Origin of the sequence: Agrobacterium sp. CCNWLW155, assembly GCF_036888815.1 — a bacterium.
In the GTDB taxonomy this organism is placed as follows: Bacteria; Pseudomonadota; Alphaproteobacteria; order Rhizobiales; family Rhizobiaceae; genus Agrobacterium; species Agrobacterium radiobacter.
The window spans coordinates 526,023-540,147 of record NZ_JBAKFW010000002.1 but is presented as its reverse complement, the minus strand read 5'-3'; the positions used below and the strand labels follow the sequence as shown (position 1 = coordinate 540,147).

Here is a 14,125-nt window from a genome sequence, read left to right as displayed (position 1 = left end):
ACCCTTGAAGATCGAGAGAATCGATATGAGCAGTCAGATCATTCCTGTTGAACCTTTTGATTGTGTCGTTTTCGGCGGCACGGGCGATCTTGCCGAGCGCAAGCTTCTGCCGGCGCTTTATCACCGGCAGGTCGAAGGCCAGTTCACGGAGCCGACCCGCATCATCGGTGCGTCGCGTTCGGTCATGACCCATGAGGAATATCGCAAATTCGCGCAGGACGCTCTGAAAGAGCACCTGAAGGCCGGCGAATATGACGACGCACAGGTTGCCGTGTTCCTGAACAGACTTTTCTACGTGCCTGTTGATGCCAAGGGCAACAACGGCTGGGACGTTCTGAAGAAGCTGCTGGACGAAGGCAAGGAGCGCGTGCGCGCCTTCTATCTGGCTGTCGCACCGGGCATTTTCGGCGACATCGCCGACAAGATCCGCGAACACAAGCTGATCACCCGCTCGACCCGCATCGTCGTTGAAAAGCCGATCGGCCGCGATCTGGCCTCTGCCCAGGAACTCAACGACACGATCGGTCACGTCTTCAAGGAAGAGCAGATCTTCCGTATCGACCACTATCTCGGCAAGGAGACGGTGCAGAACCTGATGGCGCTGCGTTTCGCCAACGCGCTTTATGAGCCGCTGTGGAATTCCGCCCATATCGACCACGTCCAGATCACCGTTGCCGAAGCGGTGGGCCTCGAAGGCCGCGCCGGTTATTACGACAAGGCCGGCGCGCTGCGCGACATGGTGCAGAACCACATTCTGCAATTGCTTTGCCTCGTCGCCATGGAACCGCCCGCTTCCATGAAATCGGAGGCGGTGCGCGACGAGAAGCTGAAGGTCCTGCGCTCGCTGAAGCCGATCGACACCAGCAACGTCGAAAAGCTGACTGTGCGCGGCCAGTACCGCGCTGGCGCTTCCGCAGGTGGCCCGGTGAAGGGTTACCTGGAAGAGCTGGAAGGCGGCGTTTCCAACACCGAAACCTTTGTCGCCATCAAAGCTGAAATCGCCAACTGGCGCTGGGCCGGCGTTCCCTTCTACATCCGCACGGGAAAACGCCTCGCGACCCGCGTTTCGGAAATCGTCGTTACTTTCAAGCAGATCCCGCATTCGATCTTCGACGATGCGGCCGGCAAGATCGAGGCCAACAAGCTGGTCATTCGCCTGCAGCCGGATGAAGGCGTCAAACAGTCGCTCCTCATCAAGGACCCCGGCCCGGGCGGCATGCGCCTGCGTCAGGTTTCGCTGGACATGAGCTTTGCCGAAGCCTTCAACGTACGCAGCCCCGATGCCTATGAGCGGCTGTTGATGGACACCATCCGCTCCAACCAGACGCTGTTCATGCGCCGCGACGAGGTCGAGGCCGCGTGGGACTGGATCGACCCCATTCTCAAGAGCTGGGAAGATCTGGGACAGGGCGTGCAGGGTTATACCGCCGGAACCTGGGGCCCGAGCGGCTCGATCGCACTGATCGAGCGTGACGGTCGCACCTGGCACGATGCCGATTGAGGGCGCACCGATGAGCGAAACGATCCACGTCTTCGACACCGCCGCCGAACTGGCAACCGCGCTTGCGGCGGAGGTTGCCAAACGCCTTGATGCGGCAACGAAGGATCGCGGTACGGCGAGCATCGCCGTATCCGGCGGTTCGACGCCCAAGCTGTTCTTTCAGGCGCTTTCCAAACACGATCTCGACTGGCCGAATATCAGCGTGACGCTGGTGGACGAACGTTTCGTGCCACCGGAAAGCGACCGTTCGAACCACCGTCTCGTTGCGGAGAACCTGCTGCAGGACAAGGCGAAGTCGGCCTATTTCGTGCCGCTGTTCCAGCCGGCGGCCTCGCCCGAGGATGCGGCGACGCTTGCGACCGTCAAGACCGAGGCGATCTGCGATCCCTTCGATGTCGTCATTCTCGGCATGGGAACGGATGGCCATACGGCATCGTTCTTCCCCGGTGGAGACAATCTCTACGAAGCGCTCGACCTTGATGAACCGCGCGGCGTCCTGACCATGGCGGCGGAGAATGCGGGAGAGGAGCGGTTGACCTTCAACTTCTCCAGCCTGCACGATGCCGATTTCCTCGTGCTGCATATCGAAGGTGCGGCCAAAAAGGCGACGCTGGAGAAGGCGCAGTCTGGCGAGGATGAGGATGAAATGCCGATCCGCGCCGTGCTGAACCGGGCCGAGACGCCCGTGGATATATACTGGGCGCCATGAGCCAACGCGGTTGCCGCCTCTGCGGCCCCGCGACAAGCGCCCGAAGACATGAAGACTGAAACACGACAACCGGCCGCTCACCTCCCGGAACGCCGGTTGCCGACCAACGAACAGGATGAACGCCCATGTCCGCCGATTCCCGCATTCAGGCCATCACCGCCCGCATCGTCGAACGTTCCAAGCCCTACCGCGAGACCTATCTCGAGCGGCTGCGGCTGCAGGTTTCAAAAGGCGTTCACCGCTCCGTTCTGTCCTGCGGCAATCTCGCGCATGGATTTGCCGTCTGTTCCCCCGCCGACAAGGACATCCTTGCCGGCGACCGGGTTCCCAATCTCGGCATCATCACCGCCTATAACGACATGCTTTCGGCGCATCAGCCCTATGAGACCTTCCCGGCGATCATTCGCGATGCGGCAAAAGAAGCGGGCGGCATAGCACAGGTGGCGGGCGCGGTTCCCGCCATGTGCGACGGCGTAACCCAGGGTCAGCCCGGCATGGAGCTTTCGCTGTTTTCCCGCGACGCTATCGCCATGGCGGCCGGCATCGGCCTGTCGCACAACATGTTCGACGCCGCCGTCTATCTCGGCGTCTGCGACAAGATCGTGCCCGGCCTCGTCATTGCCGCACTCGCCTTCGGCCACCTGCCCGCCGTCTTCGTTCCTGCCGGCCCGATGACATCAGGCCTGCCGAATGACGAGAAGTCGCGCATCCGTCAGCTGTATGCGGAAGGCAAGGTCGGTCGCGCCGAGCTCCTGGAGGCGGAATCCAAGTCCTATCACGGTCCCGGCACCTGCACCTTCTACGGCACCGCCAATTCCAACCAGATGCTGATGGAGATCATGGGCTTCCATATGCCCGGTTCCTCCTTCATCAATCCCGGCACGCCGCTGCGCGATGCGCTGACGCGTGAAGCTGCAAAGCGCGCACTGGCGATTACGGCGCAGGGCAATGAATTTACCCCGGCCGGCGAGATGATCGATGAAAGGTCTGTTGTCAACGGCGTCGTCGGCCTGCATGCGACGGGCGGTTCCACCAACCACACCATGCATCTGATCGCCATGGCGCGCGCCGCCGGCATCATCCTTACCTGGCAGGATATTTCCGATCTCTCGGACATCGTGCCGCTGCTCGCCCGCGTTTACCCCAACGGTCTTGCCGATGTGAACCATTTCCACGCCGCCGGCGGCATGGGTTTCCTCATCAAGCAGCTTCTGAAACAGGGCTTCGTGCATGACGATGTGCGCACCGTCTTCGGACAGGGGCTAGAGGCTTACACCGTGGATGCCATGCTTGATGAGAAGGGCGCAGTTGTCCGCCAGCCCTCCCCCGAGCAGAGCCATGATCCGAAGGTTCTCTCCAGCGTCGAAACACCGTTCCAGCCGACGGGCGGCCTGAAGATGCTGACTGGCAATCTCGGCAAATCGGTCATCAAGATTTCCGCCGTCAAACCGGAGCGCCACATCATCGAGGCACCGGCGATCGTCTTTAACGATCAGCAGGAGCTTCATGACGCGTTCAAGGATGGCAAGCTCAACCGCGACTTCATTGCGGTCGTCCGCTTCCAGGGCCCGAAGGCCAACGGCATGCCGGAACTGCACCGCCTGACGCCGCCGCTTGGCGTGCTGCAGGATCGCGGCTTCAAGGTGGCGCTGGTGACCGATGGGCGCATGTCCGGCGCCTCCGGCAAGGTGCCGGCGGCCATCCACGTTACGCCTGAGGCTTCCGATTGCGGGCCGATCTCGCTCATCCGCGACGGCGACATCATCCGTCTCGACGCCATTTCCGGCTCGCTCGAGGTGCTGGTTTCCGCCGCCGAGCTGGCAAAACGCGAACCGGCGCGCGCCGACCTCTCCGGCAATGAATGGGGCATGGGCCGCGAACTTTTCGCCCCCTTCCGCCGCAATGCCGGCCCGGCCGATCAGGGCGCCAGCGTCCTCTTCCATTGATTTCGGGGAGGCGAAGGCCGGATGCGGCTTTCGCCTTTCAACCCTACTTTACGGTGTCACCGGGATGCCGCCAGAAACCACTTTATTTCCCACATCTTAAACGTCAGACTTGTCATGCGACTGTGATGATCGCCCTATAGGGCCTTCTCCAGCCAGCCGTGGGACGACGGCGCAGTTTCGGATGATGGGGCCTGACATGACGATTTTCTCAAGCAAACGCCGCGATGTGCTGAAGCTTATGGCCGGCACCGCCATGCTGCCGCTGATGGTGGCGGCAACGTCTGTCATGGCGCAGGACGTGGCCCTGCGTGCAATCGTCATCTCCGACCTGCATTCGGCCTATGAGCGCATCGGCCAGCTTCTTGCGGCCATCGAAATGCGCATCGCTGCCGACAAGGCGCCCCACATCATCCTGCTGAATGGCGACCTTTTTGAGCTCGGCAACGCGGTAGCCACACGTTCGGCCGGCGAAATCGAATGGACCTTCCTCACGGCGCTCGCCAAGCTCGCTCCCACGGTCATCAATATCGGCAATCATGAGCCCGATATCGACAATGACCTTGCCAATTTCGTCAGCCGCGCCCGTGCGCTCGGCATCACCGTGCTTTCCAACATCATCGACAAGCGCAGCGGCAAACCCTATGCGCCCGAAAGTGCCGAGATGAGCGTTGGCGAGCGGAAGGTCATCCTCACGGGTCTCGCCACCAATGCGATCAACACCTACCCGAAGGCCACGCGCGAAATGCTCGACATTCCGCAGCCTGTCGAGTGGGCCAAGGCCAATCTTCCCGGTATCGTCAAACCGGACGCGATCAACATCGTTCTCAGCCATGCCGGCGTCGTCGCAGACCGCGATATCCTGCCGCTGCTGCCGGATAGCACCCTGCTTGTCGGCGGCCATGACCATCTGAACTTCGTGCATGAACAGGGTGCTACCCGCTATGTCCATACCGGCTCATGGTGCACCTCCATGACGGTGGCGACCTTTGCGGCTCCCGGCAAGGCTGCGGCCATCGAGACGATCGCCATCGATCGCGGCGCTCCCGCTTCCCCTGCCCTCAAGGCCCTGATCGAGCAGACGCTTGAAAAGCACCTGACGGCGGAAGAACGGGAAGTTGTCGGCAAATCGGCGAAGGCGATGACCGTCGACGAGGCGGGCCGCCATGTGGCGCAGCTTATCGCCGCAAAAACCGGCGCAGATGTCGGTTTCGTCGGCCACACCTCCTTCGGCGCGGGCCTACCTGAGGGCGATATTCGCCGTTATGATTTCAACGCTTCGCTGCGTTTCGACGGCAAGCTGATGGTGACGGAAGTGGATGGCGAGGCGCTTGAGCAAATCCTCAAACGATGCAACCAGGATGGCGACATTCCGCTCGCCGCACGTACCGGCGACTATCTCTACGCCATGCCGGAAAAGCCCGGGAAGAAAGAGCGCTACAAGCTGGTCTGCAACGACTGGTCCGCGACCAACCAGAAATCCTATTTCGGCCGCGGGGACCTGACCTTCACCGAGGTGCCTGATGTGAAGCTGAAGCAGACGGCTCTGGGCGGGCTTTCTTAAGGCCGCAGATCATCAGGTCTCAGAACGACCTGATATCGAGCTTCCGGTCCCTGTGTGCCGGATGTGTGCTGAACACAAAAATGCGGTCCAGTTCCTTCTGCGTCAGCATGCGCAGGAAACGGACATGGATCGTGTTGTTGGCGTTGACGCGCAACATCACGCAGCCGATCTTGGTGATGCGGGCGTCGGGAATATCGAGATAGAACTGGTTCGGCAGGTTATATTTCGTCAGCAGCGCCAGCACCGCTTCCGTCTGGGAGATGCGGATGACGTCGCAGCGGCGCGCCGCCATGTGCATCACGGCCTTTTCGGTATATTCGATGCGTGCTGCGTTCATGGTATCTTCCATGCGGAACCGGTTTTCGCGGTCATACATGAAGGATTCTTCCTTGCTCAGGTAATGGTTCCTGATGACACCCGTACCGCTCTGCACGCCCAGACTCCCATGCTCAGTCAATGGATCGAGACTAGGCCATAGTCTTTAACAATTCATATCAGCGCAGGCTTAAACAGACCGGAAGCGGGACATTTCCGTCATTTTTCCACAGCCGTAAAAAGCTCAGGAAAAACCCCGGAACGAGGACGTTCCGGGGTGTTTTTGGGGTCGACGGCAATCAGACGCGGTAGGTCTTGCCCTCGGCATTAAAGAGGTGAAGCTTTTCCTGCGGAGCGGCGAAACGCAGGGTTTGCCCCTTGGCGACCGAAACAATGCCCGGCGCCTTGACGATGATGGGCTCCTGCCCCTTGGGTGCTTCGAGATAAAGCAGGGTCACTTCACCGAGAGCCTCGACGATCGATACTTTCCCTTCGAAAAGATAATCATCGCCGGTGACGATGCTCAGATCTTCCGGCCGCACGCCAAAGCTGGCGGACTTGCCCCGCTCGGTGGCGGGGGTCGGAACATTGAGGGCGAGCGTCTTGCCACCCGCCAGTTCGATCGACGTCCGCTCCCCGGTCCCGACAATCTTCCCAGCGATGATGTTCATGGCGGGCGAGCCGATGAAGCGCGCCACGAAGAGGTTGGCGGGGTTTTCGTAAAGTTCGAGCGGCGCACCGACCTGCTCCACGCGACCCGCATTCAAAACGACGATACGGTCCGCCAGCGTCATCGCCTCCACCTGGTCGTGGGTGACGTAGATCATCGTCGTATCGGCCATCTGCTCATTGAGCTTGGCGATCTCGATACGGGTTGCGACGCGCAGTGCGGCATCAAGGTTCGAAAGCGGCTCGTCGAACAGGAAGACCTTCGGATTGCGGCAGATCGCGCGGCCGATGGCAACACGCTGGCGCTGGCCGCCGGACAGAGCCTTCGGCAAACGCTCCAGATATTGCGTCAGCTGCAGGATTTCAGCGGCGGCGCGGACGCGGCGGTCGATCTCCTGCTTGTTTTCCTTGGCGATCTTCATGCCGAAGGCCATGTTGTCGTAAACAGTCATATGCGGATAAAGCGCATAGGACTGGAACACCATGGCAATGCCCCGACGCGAGGGCGGGATTTCATTGACCAGCTGTCCGTCGATGAACATTTCGCCGCCGGTGATTTCCTCCAGACCCGCAATCATGCGCAGCAACGTCGATTTCCCGCAGCCGGACGGCCCGACGAAAACGATGAATTCGCCCTGTTCGATCTCCAGATCGATGCCGTGCAGGACTTTTACCTGCCCGTATGATTTGCGGATATCCTTGAGAACGAGACTTGTCATGGGTTGTTCCTCCCTGCTCTATCAGGCGTAACGGGCGAAGAAAGCGCCCCATGCCGGAAGTTCTACGCTTCTGCCGTCCACACCGCTTGTAAAGCCGTGGCCTTCGAGAATCTCCCAGTTCCCTTCCGGCAACGTCGCCTTTGCTGACGTCGCGGACAGATTGAAGAGGCACAGAACGGTTTCGTTGCCGAGCGTGCGGGTGTAGCTCAGCACATCGCCCTCCACTGGCTGGAATTCGATGCCGCCCTTGGCAAAGGCGGGATGCTTTTTGCGGAAGGAAAGGAAGCGGCGGTAGTGCTCCAGCACGGATGCCTCATTGCCCTGCTGGGCGCTGACGGCGCGCTGCTTGTGTTCGGCCGGAATGGGCAGCCAGGTCTTGTCCGAGGTCGAGAAGCCGGCCTGCGCATGGCCCGCATCCCACACCATCGGCGTGCGGCAACCGTCGCGGCCCTTAAATTCCGGCCAGAACTGGATGCCGTAGGGGTCCTGCAAATCCTCAAAAGCAATATCGGCTTCAGTAAGGCCCAGCTCTTCACCCTCATAGATGCAGACGGAGCCGCGCTGCGTCATCAACAACGCCGAGAGCACCTTGGCGAAAGCATCCTTATCCTCGACATGCTCGCCCCAGCGGCTGACATGGCGAACGACATCGTGATTGGAGAAAGCCCAGCAGGCCCAGCCTTCCGGTGCGGCCCTGGCAAAATCCGCCTGCACATCGGCAACACGCTGCGGCGTGAGCGCATCCGGCGCCAGGAATTCGAAGGCGTAGCACATCTGCATCTTGTCGTCGCCGGAGGTGTATTCACCGACGATTTCGAGTCCGCGCTGGCTGTCGCCCACTTCGCCGACGGCGGCGATGTCCGGAAACTCGTCCAGCACGGCGCGGAAGCGTTTCAGGAAGGCGATGTTTTCGGGGCGGTTCTTGTCGTAGAGATGTTCCTGGAAATTGTAGGGATTGACCGCAGGTGCCGTAGAGGCGTTGCGGCGCTCCGGCGCCAGCGCCGGGTTGTCGCGCAATTCCAGATCATGGAAATAGAAATTGATGGTATCGAGGCGGAAACCATCGACGCCGCGCTTCAGCCAGAAGCGGGTGATATTGAGCAGTTCTTCCTGCACTTCCGGATTATGCAGGTTGAGATCCGGCTGCGAGGTCAGGAAGTTGTGCATATAATATTGCATGCGGGTGGGGTCCCACTGCCAGCCGGAGCCGCCGAAGATCGACAGCCAGTTGTTGGGCGGCGTGCCATCCGGCTTGCTGTCCGACCAGACATACCAATCTGATTTGGGGTTATTGCGGCTGGCGCGGCTTTCCACGAACCATGGATGCTGGTCCGAGGTGTGCGACATGACGAGGTCGATCATCACACGGATGCCGAGACGGTGGGCCTCAGCGATCAGCCCGTCGAAATCGGCAAGCGTGCCGAACATCGGATCGACATCGACATAATTCGAGACGTCGTAACCGAAATCCTTCATCGGCGAGGTGAAGAAGGGCGAAATCCAGATAGCGTCGGCACCGAGGCCGGCAATATGCGCCAGCCGGTCGGTGATGCCCTTGAGATCGCCGATGCCGTCGCCGTTGGAGTCCTGATAGGAGCGCGGATAAATCTGGTAGATCACGGCGCCGCGCCACCAATCCTTGTTGGGCGTCAAAGCGGAAGTCACCGGAGCGGTCATAGTCTCATCCTGTCTGGTATGGGCGTTCATGGAATTATCAGCCTCCCTTGACGGAGCCTGAGAGCAGGCCACGCACGAGATAACGTTGAAGGGCGAAGAAGACGCCAAGCGGTACGACGATGGTAACGAAGGCCGAGGCGGTGAGGATTTCCCAGTTGCCGCCGCGCGAACCGAGCAGCGCGTTTAGCGCACCGGTCAGCACCAGCTCATCCTTCTGCGTGCCGAGGAAGACCATGGCGACAAGCAGGTCGTTCCAGGTCCACAGGAACTGGAAGATGGCGAAGGAGGCGAGCGCCGGGAAGGACAGCGGCAGGATGATCTTGACGAAGATTTCGAAATCGCTCGCGCCGTCGACACGCGCACTTTCGATGATCTCTTTCGGCAGGCCGGAAATGTAGTTGCGCAACAGGTAGATGGCGAGCGGCAGACCGAAGGCGGTGTGCGCCAGCCAGATGCCGGCATAGGTCTTGGACGGTACGCCGAAGATATTGCCGATTTCGTTGTAGAGTTTCAGGAGCGGTATCAGCGACATCTGCAATGGTACGACGATCAGGCCCACCACCATCGCAATCAGAAAATTGCGGCCGGAAAAGCTCATCCATGACAGCGCATAGGCGGCAAAGGCAGCGATGAGAATGGGGATAACGGTCGCAGGCACGGCCACCGTCAACGAGTTGACAAAGGACTGGCCGATACCTTCCGAGGTCAGGACCGTTCGATAATTATCGAGCGTGAAGACCGGCGGCGTTCCAACGGAAATATAGACGCGCTTGCCACGGGAACCCTCGAAGCTGGAGGCCTTGCTGTACTCATAGGTGCCGTCCGCGTTGACCAGCAGCGTTTCACCATCGCCGATATCGGCCGCCTCACCGGCTTTGAAGGCTCTCGGCTCCTGAACACGCACGCCGAAGGCGGAGACTTTTCCGCCCGCGCCGTTTTCAAAGACATTGCCTGATATCACGTATCGGTTTCCGTCCTGTTTCTGCACGGCAGCGTCGGCAAGGCGAACCGCCGCTGTCTGTTCGGAGCTGGAAAAGGCCGTCCACCAGCCCGATACGGTGATCTGGTCCTTGTCACGCAGCGAGCTGACGAGAATGCCGAGCGTGGGCAAGAGCCAGAGAAGCACGACGATCAGAACGCTGGCGTGGACGATAAGGCGCGGCAGGCCGACGCGGCGAAGGCGTTTGACGATATTCATCTCAGCGGCCCTCCATCTCGCGGTTGGCCTGACGGATGTTCCAGACCATGATCGGGGTTACGGCCGCCATGATGATGAGTGCTATGACAGCACTTCGGCCACTGTCACCGCCACCGCGGAACATCCAGTCGAACATGAGATTGGCGAGAACCATGGTGTTCCACTGGCCGTTGGTCATGGTCAGCACGATGTCGAAAACCTTGAGCACGAGAATGGTGATCGTGGTCCAGACAACGGCGATGGTGCCCCAGATTTGCGGAACCATGATCTTCCAGAAAATCTGCCAGCCATTGGCACCATCGATGACGGCTGCCTCGATTGTCTCTTCCGGAATGCCGCGCAGCGCCGCCGACAGGATGACCATGGCAAAGCCGGTCTGAATCCAGATGAGGATGACCATCAGAAAGAAGTTGTTCCAGAAGGGCATGGAAATCCACACCTGCGGATTGCCCCCGAAAAACTCGACGACGGCGTTCAAAAGGCCGATCTGCACCTGACCTTCGGCGCGATATTCATAGATGAACTTCCAGATGACGGAGGCACCGACGAAAGAGATCGCCATCGGCATGAAGACGATGGATTTGGCGATGTTGCCCCACCAGATGCGGTCGGTCATGACGGCGATGACGAGGCCGAAGAAGGTGCAGGCGGCCGGCACCACGGCCAGCCAGAGAATATTGTTGAAGATCGACTGGCGGAAACCCGCGTCAAAAAACGCCCAGCGATAATTGGCGAGACCGACGAATTCACTGCCTGTGCGGTCATAAAAAGACAGGATCAGCGTCGCGATAACGGGATAGACCAGATAAACGAGCAGAAGGATCAGCGCCGGGCCGATGAACAGCCACGGCCGGACGGCGGCGCGGCGGTTGAGGTTGCGGGAGGCGTGAATGACGTCTCCCGAGCGGACGGGAAAGATTGCCTGCAGCGCCTTGTCGGACAGCCAGTAATAGGCAGCGCAGGCAAAAACACCTGCTACCATGACGCCGATGGCAGACACGAGTTGTTGAGCCATGTTCCCTCCCTTGATCCTCTCCGCGCCGCGCTGATTTATGCGGTCGTCGGGCCGTTCCGTTGGTAAGGCCCGGCAGCGAGCCGCCGGGCCTTTTTACCGCAGATTCTGATCGGAAAACCGCAGAACACTTTTCCGGAATCTGCTCGGCCGATTGTTACTTCAGGCCGTCCCAGGCCTTCTGGATATCGGAAGCGACCTGATCGGCGGACTTGCCGCCGACGAAATCGATCATGCCGGTCCAGAATGCACCGGCGCCGATCTTGCCGGGCATCAGGTCGGAACCGTCGAAACCGAAGCTTGTCGCGGTCGTCAGGATTTCGCCCTGGCGCTTCATCTGCTCGTTGGCATAAGTCTCGACATTCACGCCCTTATACGGCGTCAGGAAGCTGGACTGCGCCATCCACACTTCGTGCGCGATCGGGGTCTGCAGGAATTCGACAAATGCCTTGGCAGCCGGCGCTTCCTTGGTGATGGTGACGAGCGTGCCGGCGCCGAGAACCGGCTTGCCGAGTTCAGGCTTGGACGCATAGGTCGGCATGTAGAAGAAATCCGCATCCGTCCCCACCTTGGTGCCCTCAGGGAAGAAGGACGGAATGAACGACGCCTGATGGTGCAGGTAGCACTTCGGCGGAATGTCGAAGAGGCCCTTGGGGCTGTCGCGGAAGTCGGTGGAGGCCACGGCCGCAACACCGCCGCTCACATATTTTTCGTTCTTGGCGAATTTGCCGAACTCGTTGATGGCCTCGACCACGGCCGGATCGGTGAACTTCACCTCGTTGGTCGTCCATTTCTGGTAGACGTCGAGCGGCTGCGTACGCAGCATCAGGTCTTCCACCCAGTCGGTCGCCGGCCAGCCGGTGGCGCCGCCGGAACCGAGGCCGATGCACCAGGGCGTGCCGCCATCGGCAACGATCTGGTCCGTGAGCTTGAGCAGGTCTTCCATGCTCTCGGGCACCTTATAGCCCGCTTCCTCAAAGTTCTCAGGCACATACCAGACGAGCGACTTCACATCCGCCTTGAAGGGAAATGCGAAATAGGCCTTGTTGCCGTCCTTGCCCTTGTAGCTGCCGAGATCGACCCATGACTGGCCCGCGCCGTAATTTTCCTTGACCCAGCTGGCGGTCGCATCGCCGAGCGGCACGAGGAAGCCCTTGGCGGCGAGATCAGCCAGAAGGCCGGGCTGCGGCAGGATGGCGATATTGGGCGGCGAACCTGCCTGCGTATCGATGACGATCTGCTGCTCGTAGTTTTCCGACGAGGAATAACGGACATTCACGCCGGTCGCGTCAGCGAAATAGGCGAGCACCGACTGGAACAGGGCCTCGTCCTCACCACGCCACGGGCCGAAAATCGTCAGCGTCTGGCCCTTCAGGTCGGCATGGGCCGCCTTGAAGTCTTCGTAGCTTTTCCAGTTGAACTTGGCGTCCCCGCCGGGTGCAAATTTCAGGTCGGCGGCAAAGGCCGCACCGGACAGCAATGCCATGACAGCAGCCGTCGCCAAAAGAGTCTTCCGCATGTGATTTACCTCCCATCACATAAAAGGCTCAAAGCGTCCTCTCCAATCAAAGCGCTTTGGCTGCCTATTCATCTCATTGTCATTAAGACAGAGTCAAGAGGCTCTTTATTCGGAAACGTTGCAGCACCTTATGAATAGTCATATTTAATTAGGAAGGCGGCTATCCTTTTCGATTGAGAAATGCGGTGGAGGCTGGTAAAAATCTAAAGCGCTTTGGGAATTGAGGAGCGGCTTTGCCGTATTCTCGGGCGCGCGCATGGAGGAATGACAGACATGAACCTGAAACAGTTGTCGCAACTGCTGGGCATTTCGCAGACGACCATCAGCAGGGCGCTCAACGGCTATCCGGAAGTCAGCGCCGAAACGCGCCGCCGCGTGATGGAGGCTGCCGAAAAGACGGGATATCGCCCGAATGCAGCGGCGCAACGGCTGGCGACAGGCAAGGTTGGCTCCATCGGACTTGTGATGCCGATTGGCGAGCATCATCGTTCGGATGTGCATTTCGGCGAATTCCTGAGCGGCCTCGGTGAGGAAGCGTCGCGCAGCGGCTTTCATCTCGTCATCATGCCGACGGAGCCGGAAAAGGAGCGCGAAGCGCTGCGGGGTCTGGCGGCCAGCGGCAGCGTCGACGGCATCTATCTCGCCTATATGAAGAACAATGATCCACGCATCGCCATGATGCAGTCGCTCTCCCTGCCCTTCCTCGTGCATGGCCGCTCCATCGGCGTGGAGGAGGACTATCCCTATCTCGACGTGGACAATGAGGGCGCCTTCCGCGATGCGACCCAGCTTCTCCTCCAACTCGGCCATACGCGCATCGGGCTGCTGAACGGCCCGGCGGGTTATGATTTCACCTTCCGCCGCTGTCTCGGGGTGGAAAAGGCGATGGCGGCAAATGGTCTGGCATTGCATGCGGAAAATGTAAGGCACGGCAGCATGACCGACGAGGAAGGTTATCTCGGCATGGAGGCGCTGCTGTCACGCCCGGAAAAACCGACCGCCATCCTCTGCGCCAGTACCGCGCTCGCGCTCGGCGCGATCCGCTCGCTCAATCAGCGGGGCTTAAAACCCGGCAAGGATATTTCGCTGATCGCCCATGACGACGTGCTGCCGCTGCTGAAACCCGATAATTTTTCTGTGCCGCTCACCACCACCCGCTCGTCGCTGAGGGCTGCGGGGGTGCGTGTGGGCCAGCGCCTGATCAACCGGATCAAGCTCAACCAGACGGAACCTCATCAGGAACTCTGGAAGGCGGAACTGGTGGTCCGCGCGTCGACGGGGCCGGCTCCGAAAGCGTAG

The 14,125-nt window shown here is 60.2% G+C and carries 11 protein-coding genes; 5 read left to right on the top strand and 6 right to left on the bottom strand.

Translation table 11 applies throughout. From position 1 onward, the window contains the following. The first annotated feature begins 25 nt into the window (after positions 1-25). From zwf to V6S97_RS11180, 4 genes are all read left to right on the top strand, one after another. On the top strand, positions 26-1,501 hold the full coding sequence (gene zwf, locus V6S97_RS11195) for a glucose-6-phosphate dehydrogenase (protein ID WP_003503322.1): 1,476 nt from the start codon (positions 26-28) through the stop codon (positions 1,499-1,501). A gap of 10 nt (positions 1,502-1,511) precedes the next feature. After that, positions 1,512-2,210, top strand: coding sequence for a 6-phosphogluconolactonase (pgl, locus tag V6S97_RS11190; RefSeq protein ID WP_099086156.1), 699 nt, complete (start codon positions 1,512-1,514; stop codon positions 2,208-2,210). Between the two features lie 125 nt (positions 2,211-2,335). Further along, complete coding sequence (gene edd / locus V6S97_RS11185) at positions 2,336-4,156, top strand: phosphogluconate dehydratase (RefSeq protein ID WP_209787744.1); 1,821 nt, start codon at positions 2,336-2,338, stop codon at positions 4,154-4,156. Between the two features lie 196 nt (positions 4,157-4,352). Beyond that, a complete protein-coding gene (locus tag V6S97_RS11180; RefSeq protein WP_209787741.1) occupies positions 4,353-5,717 on the top strand; it encodes a metallophosphoesterase in 1,365 nt (454 codons plus the stop codon). Positions 5,718-5,736: 19 nt separating this feature from the next. Here V6S97_RS11180 and V6S97_RS11175 read toward each other — a convergent pair whose 3' ends face one another. From V6S97_RS11175 to V6S97_RS11150, 6 genes are all read right to left on the bottom strand, one after another. Beyond that, positions 5,737-6,093, bottom strand: a complete 357-nt coding sequence (locus V6S97_RS11175) for a hypothetical protein (RefSeq protein WP_034501163.1) — start codon at positions 6,091-6,093, stop codon at positions 5,737-5,739. Positions 6,094-6,331: 238 nt separating this feature from the next. Further along, a complete protein-coding gene (locus V6S97_RS11170) occupies positions 6,332-7,420 on the bottom strand; it encodes an ABC transporter ATP-binding protein (protein WP_060722907.1) in 1,089 nt (362 codons plus the stop codon). A gap of 21 nt (positions 7,421-7,441) precedes the next feature. Beyond that, a complete protein-coding gene (gene bglA / locus V6S97_RS11165) occupies positions 7,442-9,097 on the bottom strand; it encodes a beta-galactosidase BglA (protein WP_209788191.1) in 1,656 nt (551 codons plus the stop codon). A 37-nt stretch (positions 9,098-9,134) separates the two neighbouring features. Further along, positions 9,135-10,295: a carbohydrate ABC transporter permease gene (locus tag V6S97_RS11160; RefSeq protein ID WP_080865820.1), complete on the bottom strand. Its 1,161-nt coding sequence runs from the start codon at positions 10,293-10,295 to the stop codon at positions 9,135-9,137. Between the two features lies 1 nt (position 10,296). Further along, entirely contained in the window at positions 10,297-11,310 is a 1,014-nt protein-coding gene (locus tag V6S97_RS11155; protein WP_080865818.1) for a carbohydrate ABC transporter permease, read from the bottom strand. Between the two features lie 154 nt (positions 11,311-11,464). Further along, on the bottom strand, positions 11,465-12,826 hold the full coding sequence (locus V6S97_RS11150) for an ABC transporter substrate-binding protein (RefSeq protein WP_080865816.1): 1,362 nt from the start codon (positions 12,824-12,826) through the stop codon (positions 11,465-11,467). A 273-nt stretch (positions 12,827-13,099) separates the two neighbouring features. Here V6S97_RS11150 and V6S97_RS11145 point away from each other — a divergent pair, with 273 nt between their 5' ends. Further along, a complete protein-coding gene (locus V6S97_RS11145) occupies positions 13,100-14,125 on the top strand; it encodes a LacI family DNA-binding transcriptional regulator (protein ID WP_003503341.1) in 1,026 nt (341 codons plus the stop codon).